At 68.1% G+C, this 18,390-nt stretch carries 20 protein-coding genes and 4 tRNA genes; 19 read left to right on the top strand and 5 right to left on the bottom strand.

Going from position 1 to position 18,390, the window contains the following annotated elements:
- Positions 1–50 precede the first annotated feature (50 nt).
- From rpe to AC2EBS_RS11835, 4 genes are read left to right on the top strand one after another with little or no spacing between them, the layout of a single operon-like run.
- Positions 51–734 (top strand): ribulose-phosphate 3-epimerase, encoded by a 684-nt coding sequence (gene rpe, locus AC2EBS_RS11820; RefSeq protein WP_484728621.1) that lies wholly within the window; start codon positions 51–53, stop codon positions 732–734.
- A 15-nt stretch (positions 735–749) separates the two neighbouring features.
- Positions 750–1,238, top strand: a complete 489-nt coding sequence (locus tag AC2EBS_RS11825) for a low molecular weight protein-tyrosine-phosphatase (RefSeq protein ID WP_484728622.1) — start codon at positions 750–752, stop codon at positions 1,236–1,238.
- 15 nt (positions 1,239–1,253) lie between these two features.
- A complete protein-coding gene (locus AC2EBS_RS11830; RefSeq protein ID WP_484728623.1) occupies positions 1,254–1,865 on the top strand; it encodes a LysE family translocator in 612 nt (203 codons plus the stop codon).
- Positions 1,866–1,903: 38 nt separating this feature from the next.
- A complete protein-coding gene (locus AC2EBS_RS11835) occupies positions 1,904–3,358 on the top strand; it encodes a diguanylate cyclase (protein WP_484728624.1) in 1,455 nt (484 codons plus the stop codon).
- On the opposite strand, the gene AC2EBS_RS11840 is transcribed toward AC2EBS_RS11835, so the two are convergent.
- From AC2EBS_RS11840 to AC2EBS_RS11855, 4 genes are read right to left on the bottom strand one after another with little or no spacing between them, the layout of a single operon-like run.
- Positions 3,338–4,276, bottom strand: coding sequence for a pseudouridine-5'-phosphate glycosidase (locus AC2EBS_RS11840; RefSeq protein ID WP_484728625.1), 939 nt, complete (start codon positions 4,274–4,276; stop codon positions 3,338–3,340). The two genes, AC2EBS_RS11835 and AC2EBS_RS11840, sit on opposite strands and share 21 nt — an antisense overlap.
- Positions 4,273–5,388, bottom strand: a complete 1,116-nt coding sequence (locus AC2EBS_RS11845; protein ID WP_484728626.1) for a carbohydrate kinase — start codon at positions 5,386–5,388, stop codon at positions 4,273–4,275. The genes AC2EBS_RS11840 and AC2EBS_RS11845 overlap by 4 nt, the downstream gene beginning before the upstream one ends.
- An 11-nt stretch (positions 5,389–5,399) precedes the next feature.
- Positions 5,400–6,206, bottom strand: coding sequence for an alpha/beta fold hydrolase (locus tag AC2EBS_RS11850; protein ID WP_484728627.1), 807 nt, complete (start codon positions 6,204–6,206; stop codon positions 5,400–5,402).
- On the bottom strand, positions 6,206–7,267 hold the full coding sequence (locus AC2EBS_RS11855) for a M14 family zinc carboxypeptidase (protein ID WP_484728628.1): 1,062 nt from the start codon (positions 7,265–7,267) through the stop codon (positions 6,206–6,208). The genes AC2EBS_RS11850 and AC2EBS_RS11855 overlap by 1 nt, the downstream gene beginning before the upstream one ends.
- 77 nt (positions 7,268–7,344) lie before the next feature.
- Between AC2EBS_RS11855 and AC2EBS_RS11860 the strand changes: the two genes are divergently transcribed.
- Entirely contained in the window at positions 7,345–7,479 is a 135-nt protein-coding gene (locus tag AC2EBS_RS11860; protein WP_484728629.1) for a hypothetical protein, read from the top strand.
- 74 nt (positions 7,480–7,553) lie between these two features.
- Positions 7,554–8,258, top strand: coding sequence for a phosphoglycolate phosphatase (gene gph, locus AC2EBS_RS11865; RefSeq protein ID WP_484728630.1), 705 nt, complete (start codon positions 7,554–7,556; stop codon positions 8,256–8,258).
- A gap of 10 nt (positions 8,259–8,268) precedes the next feature.
- Here gph and AC2EBS_RS11870 read toward each other — a convergent pair whose 3' ends face one another.
- Positions 8,269–8,925 (bottom strand): chalcone isomerase family protein, encoded by a 657-nt coding sequence (locus AC2EBS_RS11870; protein ID WP_484728631.1) that lies wholly within the window; start codon positions 8,923–8,925, stop codon positions 8,269–8,271.
- Positions 8,926–9,378: 453 nt separating this feature from the next.
- On the opposite strand from AC2EBS_RS11870, the gene trpE reads away from it, so the two are divergent.
- From trpE to secE, 13 genes are all read left to right on the top strand, one after another.
- Positions 9,379–10,875 carry an anthranilate synthase component I gene (trpE, locus tag AC2EBS_RS11875; protein WP_484728632.1) on the top strand — a complete coding sequence of 499 codons (1,497 nt, stop codon included), beginning with the start codon at positions 9,379–9,381 and terminating at the stop codon, positions 10,873–10,875.
- Positions 10,876–11,460, top strand: a complete 585-nt coding sequence (locus AC2EBS_RS11880; protein WP_484728633.1) for an anthranilate synthase component II — start codon at positions 10,876–10,878, stop codon at positions 11,458–11,460.
- A gap of 37 nt (positions 11,461–11,497) precedes the next feature.
- Complete coding sequence (gene ltaE / locus AC2EBS_RS11885) at positions 11,498–12,538, top strand: low-specificity L-threonine aldolase (protein WP_484728634.1); 1,041 nt, start codon at positions 11,498–11,500, stop codon at positions 12,536–12,538.
- Positions 12,539–12,542: 4 nt separating this feature from the next.
- A complete protein-coding gene (trpD, locus tag AC2EBS_RS11890; RefSeq protein WP_484728635.1) occupies positions 12,543–13,580 on the top strand; it encodes an anthranilate phosphoribosyltransferase in 1,038 nt (345 codons plus the stop codon).
- Between the two features lie 14 nt (positions 13,581–13,594).
- Positions 13,595–14,383: an indole-3-glycerol phosphate synthase TrpC gene (gene trpC / locus AC2EBS_RS11895; protein ID WP_484728636.1), complete on the top strand. Its 789-nt coding sequence runs from the start codon at positions 13,595–13,597 to the stop codon at positions 14,381–14,383.
- On the top strand, positions 14,383–15,144 hold the full coding sequence (locus AC2EBS_RS11900; protein WP_484728637.1) for a uracil-DNA glycosylase: 762 nt from the start codon (positions 14,383–14,385) through the stop codon (positions 15,142–15,144). Before trpC ends, AC2EBS_RS11900 begins: the two co-directional genes overlap by 1 nt.
- An 18-nt stretch (positions 15,145–15,162) precedes the next feature.
- A complete protein-coding gene (locus tag AC2EBS_RS11905) occupies positions 15,163–16,074 on the top strand; it encodes a glucosamine kinase nucleotide-binding domain-containing protein (protein ID WP_484728638.1) in 912 nt (303 codons plus the stop codon).
- 65 nt (positions 16,075–16,139) lie between these two features.
- A tRNA-Tyr gene (locus tag AC2EBS_RS11910) sits at positions 16,140–16,225 on the top strand.
- Between the two features lie 72 nt (positions 16,226–16,297).
- Positions 16,298–16,371 (top strand) — tRNA-Gly (locus AC2EBS_RS11915).
- A gap of 75 nt (positions 16,372–16,446) precedes the next feature.
- Positions 16,447–16,521 (top strand) — tRNA-Thr (locus tag AC2EBS_RS11920).
- Between the two features lie 45 nt (positions 16,522–16,566).
- Positions 16,567–17,757 (top strand): elongation factor Tu, encoded by a 1,191-nt coding sequence (gene tuf, locus AC2EBS_RS11925; protein WP_484728639.1) that lies wholly within the window; start codon positions 16,567–16,569, stop codon positions 17,755–17,757.
- 18 nt (positions 17,758–17,775) lie between these two features.
- A tRNA-Trp gene (locus tag AC2EBS_RS11930) sits at positions 17,776–17,851 on the top strand.
- A gap of 138 nt (positions 17,852–17,989) precedes the next feature.
- A complete protein-coding gene (gene secE, locus AC2EBS_RS11935) occupies positions 17,990–18,373 on the top strand; it encodes a preprotein translocase subunit SecE (protein ID WP_484728640.1) in 384 nt (127 codons plus the stop codon).
- Positions 18,374–18,390: the final 17 nt, after the last annotated feature.

An 18,390-nucleotide genomic window follows, 5' to 3' on the forward strand; every position in this document is an offset into this window, starting at 1 on the left:
TAGAATCGCGGCTCCCTTCCCAGCTTCAGCCGCCCCGGCCGCCGCGTCCTATGAGCACGACTTTCCGCATCGCCCCCAGCATCCTCTCGGCCGACTTCGCCCGCCTGGGCGAGGAGGTGCGCAATGTGCTCGCCGCCGGCGCCGACTGGATTCACTTCGACGTGATGGACAACCATTACGTGCCCAATCTGACCTTCGGGCCTATGGTCTGCGAGGCGCTGAAGAAGCACGCGGTCAAGCCCGACGGCACGCCCGCGCCCATCGACGTACACCTGATGGTGCAGCCTGTCGATGCGCTGGCCCAGGCCTTCTGCAAGGCCGGCGCCGACCTGGTGAGCTTCCACCCCGAGGCCAGCGCGCATGTGGACCGCACGCTGCAGCTGATCAAGGGCGAGGGCAAGCAGGCCGGCCTGGTCTTCAACCCGGCCACGCCGCTGGATGTGCTGGAGTGGGTGATCGACAAGGTTGACCTGGTGTTGATCATGAGCGTCAACCCCGGCTTCGGCGGGCAGAGCTTCATCCCCAGCGCGCTGAAGAAGTTGGAAGCCGCGCGCAAGATCATCGACAAGAGCGGCCGTGACATCCGCCTGGAGATCGACGGCGGTGTCAAGGTGGACAACATCCGCCAGATCGCCGACGCGGGCGCCGATACCTTCGTCGCCGGCTCGGCGATCTTCGGCAAGCCCGATTACAAGGCCGTGATCGACGCGATGCGCGCCGAGCTGGCGCGCTGAACGCCACGCCGCCGCATGCCGACCCCGCAGCACGCCATCCTGCTGGTCTGCACTGGCAATATCTGCCGTTCGCCGATGGGCGAGGCGCTGCTGCGCGCCCGGCTGGGGCCGCTGGTGCACGTGGCGTCGATGGGCACGCATGCGGCCTCGCGCGGCGAGCCGGTCGATGCGCGCGCCGCCGCGGTGCTGGCACGCCGCGAGATCGCGCCGCTGCCGCGGCGCTGGCGTTCGCGCCGCGTCAAGCCCGAGCTGCTGGACGGCTTCGACCTGGTCCTCGCGATGGACGAGGACAACCTGCGCCATCTGCGCGAGCTGGCGCCGGCACCCGTGCATGAGCGGCTGCGGCTCTACCTGGACCTGGTGCCGGGCCTGGCCGGCAGCGAGGTGCCGGATCCTTACTACGGCCCGCCACAGGGCTTCGAGCGCGTGCTGGACCTGCTAGAGCAGGGGGCGCAGGCGCTGCAGCGGCGGCTGCAACTGATGCACAGCGCTGCGCTGCGTTAGCGCGGTTTCGCGACGATGGCCGGCGTCGATCTGCTCGCTCTGGCAAGCTATGCCTTCGCGCTGTGCATCACCCCTGGCCCCAATGTGCTGATGCTTACCGCATCGGGTGCGGCCCATGGCTATCGGGCCAGCCTGCCGCATCTGCTCGGTGCTGCGGCAGGCACGGGGCTGCAGACGCTGCTCGTGGCGCTGGGCCTGGCCGAGCTGTTCGCGCGCCATCCGCTGCTGCATCGCGCCTTGGCCTGGGTAGGCTGTGCCTACCTGCTGTGGCTGGGCTGGCGCCTGGTCGGCGCAGCGGCGCTGCATGACCGGCCCGCCGGACCGCCCTTGCGCTGGCACCAGGCGCTGGCCCTGCAGGCGGTCAATGCCAAGGCCTGGATGATGGCGCTGACCACCGCCAGCCTATTTCTGCCCAGATCCGAAGGGGCCGTGGCGGACGCGGGGCTTGCAGCGCCGCTGTTGCTCGGTGCCGTGATGGCGGCAGTCAATAGCGGCAGCCTCAGCCTGTGGACCCTGTTCGGCAGCGCCTTGCGCGGCTGGCTGGCAGCGCCGATGCGCCGGCGTGGCTTCAACGCGACGATGGCTCTGCTTCTGCTCGCCAGCGCCTGGCAGATGCTCGGACTTTGACGGCCTTTGCACGGGTGCGGGTTTAAGCTGGTCGGATCATGCGCATCCGGGCCAAGCTGACGCTCAATCTGGTGGTGCAGGTCGTGCTGCTGTGCGTTGCCGTGGGCGCGTTGCTGCAGCTGGCGCTTGCCTACCGGGCGCTGGAGCAAGCGCAGCAGCGCCGCTTCGATGGCCATCGTCTGGCCAGCGAGCTGCGCCAGAGCGTCGAGGAGTCGACACAGATGGCGCGGCTCTATGCGGTCGGTCGCCGCCCCGAGCAACTGCGCTACTTCGAGGAGATCGTGCTTGCGCGCAACGGCCGTGCCGGGCGGCCCGCTCTCTACGACTCCGTGTACTGGGATCTGGTGCTGGGCGGGGTGTCGCCGCCCCTGCCGGCCAGCGGTGTGCCGCAGTCGCTGATCGGCCGCATTGCAGCGGCGGGTTTCGACGCGCAGGAGCTCGCGCTGCTGACCGAGTCGTGGCGCCGTGCCGAAGACCTGCAGCACTTCGAAGCCGAGGTGCTGGCGAGCATCGAGCCGGCCGACAGTGGCGCGCGCCCTGTCAATGAGCAGGCCTGGCGACAGGCGGTGGAGCGCTTGCACGGCAAGCGCCATCTGGAGGCGACGGCCGCGGTGATGGAGCCCCTGCGGCGCTTCATGCAGCAGGCGCAGGCCAGGCTGGACGCGGAGCGCGAGCGCGCCAGCGAACGGGCGCGCATCGCCGCTTGGCTGGCGGGCACGGCGCTGGCGGTGCTGGGCCTGTACGCGCTGCTCTCTGCCTACAACCTGGATCGCTCGGTGCGCCAGCCGATGGCGCAGTTCCGCGACTGGGCGCTGTCGGTGCGCGGCGGACGGCTGGACCGCCGCACCCGCATTGCTGCGAAGAGCGAGTTCGGCGAGCTCTCCGCGGTTGTGGACCAGATGGCTGACGCGGTGGAACGCAATCTTGCCGAGCTGCGCGAGGAAGTGCAGCGCCGCACGCGCGCGGAGGAGGTGATCCAGCATCTGGCCAATCACGATGCGCTGACCGGTCTGCCCTCGCTGCGCCTGGTGCAGGACCGGCTGGACCGCGCGCTGGCGCGTGCGCAGCGGGAAGGCAAGGGCGTGGCGGTGCTGTTCGTCGACCTCAACGACTTCAAGCCCATCAACGATGCCTTTGGTCACGAGGCCGGCGACGCCGTGCTGAAAGCGGTGGCGCAGCGGCTCGCTGGCGGCGTGCGCGAGGCCGATACGGTGGGCCGCATCGGTGGCGACGAGTTCCTCGTCATCCTGCCCGATGTCGCGACCGAGGCGGATGCGCGCCAGGTGCGCGACAAGCTCGACGCGGTGCTGCGCGAGCCGATCTATCTGCCGACGCAGAAGTCGCTGGTCAGTCTGTCGGCGGCGATAGGCGTCGCGCTCTATCCCGGCATGGCCGGCAATGCCGCAGAGCTGATGCGCCTGGCCGACGAGGACATGTACCGCGTCAAGGCGCAGCAGAAGGGGCCCGCCGCGTCAAGCCGCGGCCAGCGCTGAAGCCAGCTGTGCCCCGACCGCCGCGTTGTGCTTGACCAGCGCGATATTGGTGGCCAGGCTGCGGCCGCCGGTCAGATCCTTGATGCGTGCGAGCAGGAAAGGCGTCACCGCCTTGCCGCCAATGCCCTGCGCCGCGGCCTCGGCCAAGGCCTGCTGCGTGATTGCATCGATCTCTGCCTTGGGCATAGCGGCTTCGGCGGGCACCGGGTTGGCGAACACCACGCCGCCGGTCAGCCCCAGCGCCCATTTGGTGCGCAGGAAGCGCGCCTGCTCTGCGGGCGTGTCGAGGCGGAAATCGGCCTTGAAGCCCGAATCCGGCGTGTAGAAGGCGGCGAAGTTGTCCTGCCCGATCGCGACCACCGGCACGCCGTGGGTCTCCAGGTATTCCAGCGTCAGACCGATGTCGAGGATGCTCTTCGCACCGGCGCAGACCACCGCCACCGAGGTCTGCGCCAGTTCCTGCAGGTCAGCCGAGATGTCGAAGGAGGTCTCGGCGCCGCGGTGTACGCCACCGATGCCGCCGGTGACGAAAACGCGGATGCCGGCAAGCTGCGCGCAGATCATCGTCGCGGCCACCGTGGTGGCGCCGATGCGACCGGCGGACACCGCGTAGGCGAGGTCGCGACGGCTGAGCTTCATCGCCTCGGGCGAGCGACCCAGCAGCTCCAGCTGCGCGTCGTCCAGGCCGACGCGGATCCTGCCGTCCAGCACCGCGATGGTGGCCGGCACCGCGCCATTGGCGCGCACGATCTGCTCGACCTCGCGCGCGGTCTGCACGTTCTGCGGCCAGGGCATGCCGTGCGAGATGATGGTCGACTCCAGCGCCACCACCGGCCGGCCATCGGCCAGCGCGGCCGCCACCTCGGGGGCGATCTGCAGATAGGGGCTCAGGGTGGCGGTGGGCGTGCTGTTGTTCATGTCGGGTTCTCTTCCTTGTCGGTGGCCAGCAGCGCCGGGCTCAGTGCCGGGCTGACACTGGCCTCGGTCTGCAGCGTCAGTGCGGCCAGCTGCAGGCCCAGCTGGCAGGCGCTGCGCAGGTCATCGGCATCGCGGTGCAGCCCTGCGCAGACGCCGGCGGCAAAGGCATCGCCGGCGCCGCTGACCTCGCGTACCTGCACCGGCAGGGCCGGCAGATGCTGCAGCGTGGCGCCCTTGCTGAAGTAGGCGCCACGCGCACCGGCGGTGACGACGAGTTGCTGCAGGCCGCGCGCGCGCAGCCGCTGCCAGGCCTCGCGCCGCGTCTGCACATTGCGCGCCGACGCAAGCCCGGCGGCAGCGGCCAGCTCGTCCTCATTGGCGATCAGGCAGCGCACGCCGCGCAGCTCGGCGGGCAGGCGGTCCATCTTGGGCACCGAGACGGCGACGAGCAGCAGCGGGCGTTCGCGATGCAGCGCCTCGGCGCACAGCGCGGCCAGCGTGTCGGCGCGCAGATTGAGGTCGGCCATCCACAGCGTGCTGTCGGCGCGCTGCGCGGCGCTGCGCGCCAGCCAGTCGGAGTCCAGCGACTCGAGCAGCTCCATCTGCGCCAGCGCGACGATCAGCTCGCCGTCTGCGTCCAGCACCGCGGTGTAGCTGCCGGTGGGGTGCTGCTGGTGCAGCAAGCCGCCCTGCAGGCTGATGCCCAGCGCCTCGGCCTGCTGCTGCAGCGTGCGGCCAGCTGCGTCGTCACCCAGCGCGGTGTGCAGCCGCACCGGCAGGCCCAGGCGTGCGAGGTTCTCGGCGACGTTGCGCGCCACGCCGCCGGGCGTCTCGCTCTGCCGTGCCGGGTTGGAGCTGCGCAGATAGGCGCGCGCGAGCGTCTGCAGCTTGCGGTCGATGTTGGCGCCGCCTATGCACAGCAGCGGCGCCGCCTGCGGCAGCACGTAGGCGCGCCCCAGCAGCCGGCCTTTGCGCACCAGGCTGGCCACATGGCCGGCCACCGCCGAGCGCGACAGGCCGGCGCGCTCGGCCAGCTCCTGCTGGCTGACGAAAGGATTGGCGCGGATCAGCGCGAGCAGCTGCTCCTTCCTGGAGTTCGAGGTGTCGAACATTTGTCCGTAGTCTAAGACAAGTGTCTTTGACTTGGTTGGGGCAGGGTCGCGGCCCAGCGGGCCAGCTGTGTGGCCAGCCACTGCGCATCGTCCAGTGGCAGGTCGTGCCCGGCGCTCGGGTGTTCGGCAAGCTCGCAGCCCCACGCCGCGGCGATGCGCCGCGAGCAGTCCGGATGCACCAGCCGGTCGCCGGCACCGACCAGCACCAGCAGTGGCACCGGTGGCCGCGCCGCCGGGGCGCGGAATCGCGCGGCGGCGAGGATCTGGCGCAGCAGATTGCGCCGCTGCACCGGATGCGCCGCGTGCAGCGCCAGCCAGTGCGGCAGGGCCGCGGGCGGTCGGCGGTGGCTGGTCAGTTCGAGCACCGCCTGCTCGCGACGCTGTACATCGCTGGCCAGCAGCACGCCGACCAGGCGCAGCAGCGCGCCGGGTCGCATGCGTTGCCACCAGGGGCTGATGCCGCGCAGGCTGGAGCTGCACAGCGCGACCGCGGCGATCTCCTGCGGATGGCGCGTGGCCCAGTCCACCGCGACCATGCCGCCCATCGACAGGCACAGCAGGTGCAGCGGTCCGACCTCGTCCCCGCCCTGGCCCCGCGCACGCAGCGCGCCGCGGACCTGCTCGGTCATTGCGGCGATCGCCAGCGGGCTGCGCTCGCGCCACAGGGCGCCATTGCCCGGCAGGTCCAGCAGCAGCACGCGGTCCTGCGGCGGCAGCGCGGCGCGCAGCGCGTCCGGGAAGTCGCCCCAGTGGCCGGTCTCGCGGCCCAGGCCGCGCAGCAGCAGCCAGCTGCGTGGTTTGCCGACCTGCTCGCTCATCAATGCGGCCTCCGGCGGTACCAGCGCTCCAGCGCGGCTTCATGCGCCTGCGCGCGGGCCTCGCCCTGCGGCAGCCAGCGCGCATGGCTGTGCGCGGCGCGGGCGATGAAGTCCAGCCAGCCCAGATGGCGGCGCAGCACGCGCTGCTGGCGGTGCTCGATCAGCGGGTTGAAGAGCCCGTGGCGGCTGAACAGCTGACGCGGGTTCTTCTTGACCCACAGCCAGGAGCCCATCTCCAGCGTCAGCGGCAGGAAGACGCGCTCTGCGTGCTGTGCCTGCGCGTCGAGGTAGAGCTGGTCCCAGAGGTCGCCGTGCGTCAGGTAGTGGCGGCTTTGCGGCTCCATCACATAGCGGTGGTGCAGCAGCGTGCGGTCCTGGATCTGGGCCAGCGCCTGCAGTTCGGCCAGGTGCGCGATCGGCCGCGCGGTGTGGGCGAAGGGAAACCAGATGCGGTCGACCAGGCCGAAGCCCGAGTGGCAGTCCACCGAGATCGCGAAGCGGTGCGGCAGCAGTTGCTCGCGCATGAAGCTGCTCAGCGCTTCGCTCTCGATCTGCATCGCTTCGCCGGCGCGGCCGCGGTACCAGGGCAGCGCGGCGCTGAGGCGCTGGCCGCCGACCAGCGCGGGCGCGCGATCATCGGCCTCGACCGGCGCATTGCGCATCAGGTCGACGCCCTGCGGATTGGCGCGCGTGCCCAGCAACAGGCCGCCCGGGTTGACGATGGGCAGCAGGATCAGGCGCAGCCCTTCGAGCAGGCGGTGCAGCGATTCGTCCCATTCCAGTCGCGTCAGCAGGCTGGCGAAGAAGCTCAGCACCACGTCGGAACCGATGCGCTCCAGCCCATGCACGCCGCCGACGATGGCCAGCGCCGGCGCCTCGGGCGCGGCGTTGCCGAGCGTGAAGCCCCACAGCGGTAGGCGCCGGCCGGCGGCATCGATCTCGCCCAGCTCGTGGCGCTGCACCAGGGGTGACGCAGCGGCGCGCTGCGCCAGCGCGCGCAGGCGCTGCAGGCCTTCGGGCAGGCTGCTGTCCTGCAATGCGGTGCTGGAGTCTGGCGGCATGGCGGCGGCGGGTTTGTTCCCACGATAGCCGGCTTGTGTGCCACAAAGATGTCATGCGCCGCGCCTAGGCTGGGCGCATGAGTACAACAGTCGTTCGTTCCGCTGCCGGCACGCTGCGCCCCGCCTTGTGGCTCACGCTGGCGCTGGTCGCCGGCCTGCATGAATGCCTGGCGCTGGCGCGTTCGCGCTGGCGGCAGCGCCGCGGCGCCTGAGCGGTGGTAGAGGCTGGGCACGGGCGGCGACAATCGCCGCTCCTCACGCCCAAGCCTTGCTGTTGCCGCTTTCCATGTCCTCGTCTCGCCTGCCGCCCACCCTCGTCTCCCGTCGCCCCGATGCGCTGATCGTCGATCTGGACGGCACCATGGTCGATACCCTGGGCGATTTCGTCGCGGTGCTGGAGCGTGTGCTGACCGAACTGGGCCTGCCTGTCGTGGGCCGGGACTTCGTCGAGCGCACCGTGGGCCGCGGTAGCGAGCACCTGATCCGCACGACGCTGGCCGAAGTCGGTGGTGCCCCCGAGCTCTACGAGCAGGCCTGGACACGCTACCAGCTGCACTACGCGGCGCTGAACGGCCAGCATTCGGCGGTCTATCCCGGCGTGATCGACGGTCTGCGAGGACTGCAGGCGCAGGGCCTGACGCTGGCCTGCCTGACCAACAAGCCGGCCGCACCGGCGCGCCAGTTGCTGGCGCTCAAGGGCCTGGACGGCTTCTTTGCCAAGACCTTCGGCGGCGACGATTTCGCGCGCAAGAAGCCCGATCCCGAGCCGCTGCTGAAGACCTGCGCGGCGCTGGGCCTGCCACCGCAGCAGGTGTGGATGGTCGGTGATTCGGTCAACGATGCGACGGCCGCGCGCGCGGCCGGCTGCCCGGTGGTGCTGGTGCGCTATGGCTACAACCACGGCCATCCGGTCGAGGCGGTTGGCGCCGACCTGCTGATCGACAGCCTGGCCGAGCTGCCGGCACTGCTGGCCGGCATGCGCGGCGTCTGAGCGGCTGGCTTCAGCCGCGCTGGCGCGACTCGCGTTTGATGCCCAGCAGCGCGTCCTTCAGCTGATCGTCGGCGGGCGACTTGCCCAGCCAGATCTTCAGGAACACGTTGTAGAACTCCGGTTCCTTGATCGGCTCGCCGGTCGGCTTGCCATTGACCAGCACCTGGGTGCCGGTGCCCGGGATGTAATCCACGGTGAAGTGTTCGCCGGTGGCGAGCTTGTTCTTGGTGGAGAAGATGCCGGCGATGCGGGTGATGCCATTGATCGCCTTCAGGAACTCCTCCCGCGAGGCATTGTTCTGGATGCCCTGCGTGAAGAGCTTGCCGAGGTCGTTGCCGTCCACCTCGCGCAGGGCCACGATGTGCAGGCGCTTGGGGCCGGTGTTGGCGGCCACGGCCTCCGGACTGTTGGCCGGCGCGGTCAGATAAAGGCCCGCCGCATAGACCTTGAACACCGCCTTGAAGCGGGTACCCGCCCCATTGAGCTGAAGCTTGGTGCCCGCCACCTCCTGCACCGGTTCGTACTTGACGCCCGAGACCTCCACGACATTGGCCTGGGCCGGCAAGGTCAGTAGGCTGGCGGCACAGGCCAGCAGGCCGGCCAGCGCCGCGCGGCGCAGCGTGTGGTGGTGAATGTGCTTCAGCGGGTTTGTCTCTTCCATCGGCATGTTTTGCATCCTCTTCGCTCTTGTCCTTCTCGGTCTCGCCGCGACAGCGTCCCGGTCCATGGCGCGGGATCTGCAAGCGTGCTGTAAGGGGCAGGAGTATGGCCTGCCCGAGCAGGCCGCGGATGTCGCGGCGGGCACACGAAAACCCTGAGCCTGCAGGTGCTGCTGCTACACTCGATTGCATCATGTTCATCACGCGCAAGCACATCAAGGGGTCTAACGACCGGGGAGCCTGGCCCTGGCGTCGCCCGCTCGACTTCGCCTTCTGAAGCCGCTTGACTGCCTGCTTGCTGGCCCGGACCCCATCGTTTCACCGGGCCTTCATTCGTCAGCCTGACACTCCCCACCCTGGTGGGAAGGCCGCAGTCCAGCGACCTGTGAACCGGCGCGCGCATTGACACGGAACGAACCGCAGACCGATCGTGCCGCGCCCCGTCCCCGAGGACTGACGACGTGATCACCGAACTTGAATTCCAGAGCCTGGCTGCTCAGGGCTACAACCGCATCCCGCTGATCAGCGAGGCCTTCGCCGATCTCGAGACCCCGCTTTCGCTCTACCTGAAGCTCTGCGCCGGCGCCGGCCAGGGCCGCAACAGCTTCCTGCTGGAATCGGTGGTGGGCGGCGAGCGCTTCGGCCGCTATTCCTTCATCGGTCTGCCGGCGCGCACGGTGGTCAGGAGCCATGCCTTCCGGACCGAGGTGCTGCGCGACGGCGAGGTCATCGAGACCTTCGACGGCAATCCGCTGGACTTCATCGAGGCCTATCAGCAGCGCTTCAAGGTGGCACTGCGCCCCGGCATGCCGCGCTTCTGCGGCGGACTGGCTGGCTACTTCGGCTACGACGCGGTGCGCTATATGGAGCCCAAGCTGGCGCGCTCCGGCGGCGGCTTCGATCGCCCCGGCGGCCTGGAGACGCCGGACGTGATGCTGCTGCAGTGCGAGGAACTGGCGGTCATCGACAACCTCTCCGGGCGCCTGTACCTGATCGTCTACGCCGATCCCTCGCAGCCCGAGGCCTACTTCCGCGGCAAGAAGCGTCTGACCGAGCTGCGCGACAAGCTCTCCTATTCGGTCAGCGCGCCGCAAGTCAGGCGCGGCCAGGCTCACCCGGTGCAGCGCGACTTCGCCAAGGCCGATTTCGAGGCCGCGGTGCTGAAGGCCAAGGAGTACATCGCCGCCGGCGACTGCATGCAGATCGTCTTCGGCCAGCGCCTGGCCAAGCGCTACACCGAGTCGCCGCTGTCGCTGTACCGCGCGCTGCGTTCGCTGAATCCCAGCCCTTACATGTACTTCTACGACATGGGTGACTTCCAGATCGTCGGCGCGTCGCCGGAGATCCTGGTGCGCCACGAGCGCATCGCCGACGAGGAGCGCATCACCATCCGCCCGTTGGCCGGCACGCGGCCGCGCGGCGCGACGCCCGAGCTGGACCAGGCGCTGGAGACCGAGCTCAAGGCCGACCCCAAGGAACGCGCCGAGCACCTGATGCTGATCGACCTGGCGCGCAACGACATCGGCCGCATCGCCGAGACCGGCTCGGTGCGCGTCACCGATGCCTTCGCGGTGGAGCGCTACTCGCATGTGATGCATATCGTCTCCAACGTCGAGGGCACGCTGAAAAAGGGCATGAGCAACATGGACGTGCTGCGCGCGACCTTCCCGGCCGGCACGCTGTCCGGCGCGCCCAAGATCCGCGCGATGGAGATCATCGACGAGCTGGAGCCGGTCAAGCGCGGCATCTACGGCGGCGCCTGCGGCTACATCAGCTTCGCCGGCGATATGGACCTGGCGATCGCGATCCGCACCGGCATCGTGCAGGACCAGATGCTCTATGTGCAGGCCGCGGCCGGCATCGTGGCCGACTCGGTGCCCGAGCTGGAATGGAAGGAAACGGAAGCGAAGGCGCGGGCCTTGATCCGTGCGGCTGAACTGGTTGAGGAGGGCTTCTAAATGCTGTTGATGATCGACAACTACGACAGCTTCACCTTCAACCTGGTGCAGTACTTCGGCGAGCTCGGTGCCGACGTGAAGGTGGTGCGCAACGACCAGATCACGGTGGACGAGATCGGCGTGCTCAAGCCCGACCACCTGGTGTTCTCGCCCGGCCCCTGTTCGCCGGCCGAGGCCGGCGTGTGCGTGGCGGCGATCCAGGCCTTCGTCGGCAAGTTCCCCATCCTCGGCGTCTGCCTGGGCCACCAGAGCATTGGTGCCGCGCTGGGCGGCCGCATCGTGCGCGCGAAGACGCAGATGCACGGCAAGGCCAGCACGATCACCACCGACCAGAAGGGCGTGTTCAAGGGCCTGCCCAGGGAGTTCAGCGTGATTCGCTATCACTCGCTGGTGATCGAGGAGGCGACGATGCCCGAGGTGCTGGAGATCAGCGCACGTAGCGAGGACGGCGAGATCATGGGCGTGCGCCACCGCGAGCTGGCCGGCACGCGCACGCCGCTGGAAGGCGTGCAGTTCCATCCCGAGTCCATCCTCAGCGAGCATGGGCATGCGATGCTGAAGAACTTCCTCGATTTGGCGTACTGAGGCAGCGAGACGCGCCAGGAACGACAGGAGTGTATCGATGACGACCATTGTTGACCTGCGCAGCGACACCGTCACCCAGCCGACGCCGGCGATGCGCGAGGCCATGCTGGCCGCGCCGCTGGGCGACGACGTTTTCGGTGACGACCCCAGCGTGAACCTGCTGCAGGACGCGCTGGCGGCGATGCTGGGCTTCGAGGCGGCGCTGTTCATGCCCAGCGGCACGCAGAGCAATCTCTGTGCGCTGATGAGCCATTGCCAGCGCGGCGATGAGTACCTCGTCGGTCAATTTGCCCACACCTATCGCTGGGAGGGCGGCGGCGCCGCGGTGCTGGGGTCTATCCAGCCGCAGCCGATCGCCCATGCGCCGGATGGCTCGTTGCCGCTGGCCGACATCGCCGCCAACATCAAGCCTGACGACGCGCACTTCGCGCGCACCCGGCTGCTGACGCTGGAGAACACCATCGGCGGCAAGGTGCTGCCGATGGGCTATCTGGCTGAGGCTTCTCATCTGGCGCTGACGCATGGGCTGGCGCGGCATCTGGACGGCGCGCGGCTCTTCAATGCGGCGGTGACCTGCGCCGACCAGTTCGGCGGCGACCCCTATGCGGCGGCCAAGGCGATCTGCAGTCATTTCGACAGCGTCTCGGTCTGCTTCTCCAAGGGCCTGGGCGCGCCGGTGGGTTCGGTGCTCTGCGGTTCGCGCGAGTTCATCCAGCGCGCACACCGTTGGCGCAAGATGGCCGGCGGCGGCTTGCGCCAGGCCGGCATGCTGGCGGCGGCGGCGCATCATGCGCTTGAGCATCATGTGCTGCGCCTCGGTCAGGACCATGCGCTGGCGCGGCGCCTTGCCCAAGGCTTGCAGAACCTGCCCGGCGTCAGCGTGGAGACACCGCAGACCAATATCGTCTTCGTCGACGTCGTGCCGGAACGTGCAGCCGGCCTGCTCGACCATCTGAGAACGCGCGGGGTGCTGGCCACCGGCCTGTATCGCTTGCGTTTCGTGACCCACCTGGATGTGGATGCGCAGGGCGTGGATCACGCCATTGCCGTCATGCGCGAATTCTTCGCTGGAGCCTGAAGCCATGCCGATCACCGACCAAGAAGCCCTGACCCGCGTCATCGAGCACCGCGAGATCTTCCACGACGAGATGCTGGCGCTGATGCGCCGCATCATGGCCGGCGAGATGTCGCCGGTGATGGCCGCCGGCCTGTTGATCGGCCTGCGCGTGAAGAAGGAAACCATCGGCGAGATCAGCGCTGCCGCGCAGGTGATGCGCGAGCTCTCGGCCAAGGTGCTGCTGCCGCCGCTGCCGCATCTGGTGGACGTGGTGGGCACCGGCGGCGACGGCTCGCACACCTTCAACATCTCCACCTGCTCGATGTTCGTCGCTGCGGCGGCGGGCGCGCAGGTGGCCAAGCATGGCGGCCGCAGCGTGTCCAGCAAGACCGGCAGCGCCGACGCGCTGGAGGCGCTGGGCGCGAACATCATGCTCAAGCCCGAGCAGGTGGCGGCCTGCGTGCAGGAGACCGGCATCGGCTTCATGTTCGCGCCCAACCACCATCCGGCGATGAAGAACATCGCGCCGGTGCGGCGCGAGCTGGGCGTGCGCACCATCTTCAACATCCTGGGCCCGCTGACCAATCCGGCCAGCGCGCCCAACATCCTGATGGGCGTGTTCCACCCCGATCTGGTCGGTATCCAGGTGCGCGTGCTGCAGCGCCTGGGCGCCGAGCATGCGCTGGTGGTCTACGGCAAGGACGGCATGGACGAGGTTTCGCTGGGCGCGGCCACGCTGGTGGGTGAATTGAAGAACGGCGAGCTGCGCGAGTACGAGATTCATCCGGAGGACTTCGGCCTGGCGATGGTCTCCAATCGCAGCCTCAAGGTCAGCGGGCCGGAAGAGTCGCGCACGATGCTGATCGGTGCGCTGGAGAACCAGCCGGGCGCGGCGCGCGACATCGTGATCCTGAACGCCGGTGCCACGCTCTACGCGGCCAATGTGGCCGGCTCGATCGCCGAGGGCATCGCCAAGGCGCGCGAGGCCATTGCCAGTGGCGCGGCGCGCGCGAAGCTGGACCAGTTCGTTGCAGCGACGCAGCGGCTGGGTCAGACGGGCTGAAGGAACGCAAGACCATGTCGGACATCCTGAACAAGATCAACGCGGTCAAGCGCGAGGAAGTGGCGGCAGCCAAGGCGCTGCGCTCGCTGGCCAGCCTGCGCGCCGAAGCCGAGGGGCAGTCGCCCACGCGCGGCTTCGAGTGTGCATTGCGCGCGAAGATCGCCGCGGGCAAGAGTGCGGTGATCGCCGAGATCAAGAAGGCCAGCCCTAGCAAGGGCGTGATCCGCGCCGACTTTCGCCCGGCCGAGATCGCGCGCAGCTATGAGCAACACGGCGCGGCCTGCCTGAGCGTGCTGACCGACGAGCCCTTCTTCCAGGGCAGCGCCGACTATCTGCGCGCGGCCCGCGCATCTGTCTCGCTGCCGGTGCTGCGCAAGGACTTCATGGTCGACGAGTATCAGGTCTACGACGCCCGCGCGATGGGCGCCGACTGCATCCTGCTGATTGCCGCCAGCCTGGACGATGCGCAGATGGCCGATCTGGAAGCCTGTGCGCTGGCGCTGGGCATGGACGTGCTGGTCGAGGTGCATGACGGCGCAGAGCTCGAGCGCGCGCTGCGCCTGAAGACGCCGCTGCTGGGCATCAATAACCGCAATTTGCGGACTTTCGAGGTGACACTGAACACCACGCTGGGCCTGCTGAAGGACGTGCCGGCCGACAAGCTGCTGGTCACCGAATCGGGCATCCTCGGCCGCGCCGACGTGCAGCGCATGCGCGATGCGAACGTCAACGCTTTCCTGGTTGGTGAAGCCTTCATGCGCGCGGACGATCCGGGCGCGGCGCTGGCCGAGCTGTTCGGCTGATGGATCAGCAGAGCCTGTTGGACCTCGGCGCCGATAACCGGTTGCGCGAGCCGCTGGGTGCGCTGCTGCGCGCGGCTCGCCTGGATGCCGGCTGGCAGGCCTGTCTCGACGCCTGGCTGGCCACGCCCGGCGCACAGACGCTGATTGCCCAGATCGAGCAGCGTCAGCGCGAGGGCGCCACCATCTATCCGGCCGACCCGCTGCGCGCGCTGAAGGCCACGCCGCTGGCGGCGACGCGCGTGGTGATCCTGGGCCAGGACCCGTATCACGGGCCGGGACAGGCCGAGGGCCTGGCCTTCTCGGTGCCCGCGGGCCAGAAGCTGCCGCCCAGCCTGCGCAATATCTTCAAGGAGCTGCAGCGCGACCTCGGTCGAGCGCCCTCGGCGGACGGCCATCTGGGTGCCTGGGCTGCGGCCGGCGTGCTGCTGCTCAATACCAGCCTGACGGTGGAAGACGGGGCGCCGGCCAGCCACGCGAAGATCGCCAAGGGTTCAGGCTGGGAGGCGCTGACCGATGCGTTGATCGTTGCGGCTGCGCATGACGCTGCGCCCAAGGTGTTCATGCTCTGGGGGGCGCATGCGCAAGCAAAGGCTTCGCTGATCGACGGCGCAGGTGCCGGGCGGCACCTGGTGTTGCAGGCCAACCATCCATCGCCGTTGTCGGCGATGCGTCCTCCGGCGCCTTTCATCGGGTGTGGGCATTTCTCCCAGGCGCAGCGCTGGCTGGCCGAGCAGGGTGTCGACTGGCAACTGCCTGAGTGAATCGAGAGTGGAGGAGCCATGGAACTACCTATGCATGTGAAGCTCGAAGCGGCAGGACATGCGCCGCGATTCCACTTGGGAGTCGATGGCGGTGGTACGGGCACGCGCTTGCGCCTGGCTGAGGCGAACGGCGCCGAGATCGGCTTTGGCGAGGCCGGACCGTCGGCGCTGGGTCAGGGCATCGCACAGGCCTGGCGCCATGTGCTGGAGGCGCTCGATCAAGCCTGCGCAGCCGCCGGCATCGCGCGGCCGTCCTTGGCCGACTGTGCGCTTGGCCTGGGCTTGTCCGGCGCCGCGATGCCCGAGCAGGCACAGGCCTTTCTGTCGAGCCAGCCGGGCTTCGCCCATGTCGTGCTCGACAACGATGGGTTCACCAGCGTGCTCGGCGCCCACGGAGGCCGACCGGGCGCGGTGCTGGCTGCCGGTACCGGCACCGTCGGCGAGGCGATGCGCCATGACGGCTCGCGCGCGATGGTCAGTGGTTGGGGGTGGATCAATGGTGACGAGGGCAGCGGCGCCTGGCTGGGCCTGAAGGCAATACGCCACGCCCAGCAAGCACTCGACGGACGGGTGCCGGCCGGCCAGCTTGCCCGCGCCGTCTGGGCCACAGCGGGCGCCGACCGGCCGAGCATGTTGGCCTGGTGTGCGGCCGCGGGTCAGCATGGCCACGCACAGCTGGCACCCCTGGTGTTTGATCTCGAGCGGGCTGACCCGGTCGCGGCCGGACTGATTGACGAGGCGCGACTCGAACTTGAGCGCCTGGCGGCGGCCCTGGATCCGGAGGCGAGTCTGCCAATGGCCATCACTGGCAGTGTCGCCAAGAGGCTGGCGCCCCGCTTTGCACCCGCGCTGCGCGAACGCTGCGTCGAGCCGTCGGGCGACTCGGCCGTCGGAGCCCTGTTGTTGCTGAGGCGGACCATGGGCGCCTGAATGCCCCTGTCATACAAAAGCGGTTGCAGCGCAGACTGGCTGTGTTATAGTTGAGGGCTCGCCTCGGAGGGGTGCCCGAGTGGCTAAAGGGGGCAGACTGTAAATCTGTTGGCTTACGCCTACGCTGGTTCGAATCCAGCCTCCTCCACCAAGGCGAACGTCTTATTGGGTCGAGATGTCGAAGCGATTCGGCATCTCGATTTCAAGAGGTCGATGCTCCCGGGCGGGAGTAGTTCAATGGTAGAACCTTAGCCTTCCAAGCTAATGACACGGGTTCGATTCCCGTTTCCCGCTCCAGTAAGTCGGGTTCTGCAGATGTCGATACCGGTTTGCCGGTTGCTCGCCAGAGTGAGCCGTCAAACCTGTGTCGATGCCCATGTGGCTCAGTGGTAGAGCACTCCCTTGGTAAGGGAGAGGTCACGCGTTCGATCCGCGTCATGGGCACCACCAATTCCTCCCTTTATCTGATCTGTTCGCCTCCAGGAGCGCAAGATGGCAAAAGGCAAGTTTGAACGTACCAAGCCGCACGTGAACGTGGGCACGATTGGTCACGTTGACCATGGCAAGACCACGCTGACCGCTGCGATCGCGACGGTGCTGGCTGCCAAGTTCGGCGGCGAGGCGAAGAAGTACGACGAAATCGACGCGGCTCCCGAAGAGAAGGCGCGTGGCATCACGATCAACACCGCACACGTTGAGTACGAGACGGCCAACCGCCACTACGCTCACGTGGACTGCCCGGGCCACGCCGACTACGTGAAGAACATGATCACGGGTGCCGCCCAGATGGACGGCGCAATCCTGGTTTGCTCGGCCGCTGACGGCCCGATGCCCCAGACCCGCGAGCACATCCTGCTGGCACGTCAGGTCGGTGTGAAGTACATCATCGTGTTCCTGAACAAGTGCGACATGGTGGATGATGCCGAGCTGCTGGAGCTGGTGGAAATGGAAGTCCGCGAGCTGCTGAGCAAGTACGACTTCCCTGGTGACGACACCCCGATCATCAAGGGCTCGGCCAAGCTGGCGCTGGAAGGCGACAAGGGCGACCTGGGTGAGGCTGCCATCATGCGCCTGGCTGATGCGCTGGACACCTACATCCCGACGCCTGAGCGTGCCATCGATGGCGCGTTCCTGATGCCGGTGGAAGACGTGTTCTCGATCTCGGGTCGCGGCACCGTGGTGACCGGCCGTGTCGAGCGCGGCATCGTGAAGGTTGGCGACGAAATCGAAATCGTCGGCATCCGTGCGACCGCCAAGACCACCTGCACGGGCGTGGAAATGTTCCGCAAGCTGCTGGACCAGGGGCAGGCTGGCGACAACGTCGGTATCCTGCTGCGCGGCACGAAGCGCGAAGAAGTCGAGCGCGGCCAAGTGCTGTGCAAGCCTGGTTCGATCAAGCCGCACACGCATTTCACCGCTGAGGTGTATGTGCTGAGCAAGGAAGAGGGCGGCCGCCACACCCCGTTCTTCAACAACTACCGTCCGCAGTTCTACTTCCGTACCACGGACGTGACGGGCGCGGTTGAGCTGCCGAAGGACAAGGAAATGGTCATGCCTGGCGACAACGTCAGCATCACCGTGAAGCTGATCGCCCCGATCGCTATGGAGCAAGGTCTGCGCTTCGCCATCCGCGAAGGCGGTCGTACCGTCGGCTCGGGCGTGGTCGCAACCATCCTCGAGTAAACTTCAAGTTTTGGCCACAGGGGCATAGCTCAATTGGCAGAGCGTCGGTCTCCAAAACCGAAGGTTGGGGGTTCGAGACCCTCTGCCCCTGCCAGCTGCCGTTGATTGCGACAGCCGGATCTTGTGGTCAGACAATAGCCCGCGGGAGTAGATCCCGGCGGGCTTTGCTGCTGTTGGGTGCTGCGCCAGGTTCCTTGCTCGATCGATGGAATCGAGCGCCAAAGAGAGTTCAATGTCCACTCCCCAAGTCGAAACGGTTACCTCGGGTGCCGACAAGGCCAAGCTCGCCGGCGCAGTGCTGCTGCTGTTGGCGGCCCTGGTTGCTTTCTATGCGCTGGGCAAGCAAGGTGCGCTCGCTCAATGGGCGGCGCTCGTCGTGTTGCTCCTGGCCGCCGCGGGCACTTTCTTCACGTCCGAGCCGGGTAAGTCGCTGATTGCCTATGGCCGGGACTCGGTTCGCGAGGCTCGCAAGGTCGTTTGGCCGACACGCAAAGAAGCCATGCAAATGACGGGCTATGTCTTTGCATTCGTCGTGGTGATGGCTTTGTTCCTCTGGTTGACCGACAAGACGCTGGAGTGGGTGCTGTACGACCTGATCCTGGGCTGGAAGCGCTGAGACGAGCGGAAGGAATG

Source organism: Roseateles sp. T103 (assembly GCF_057219915.1).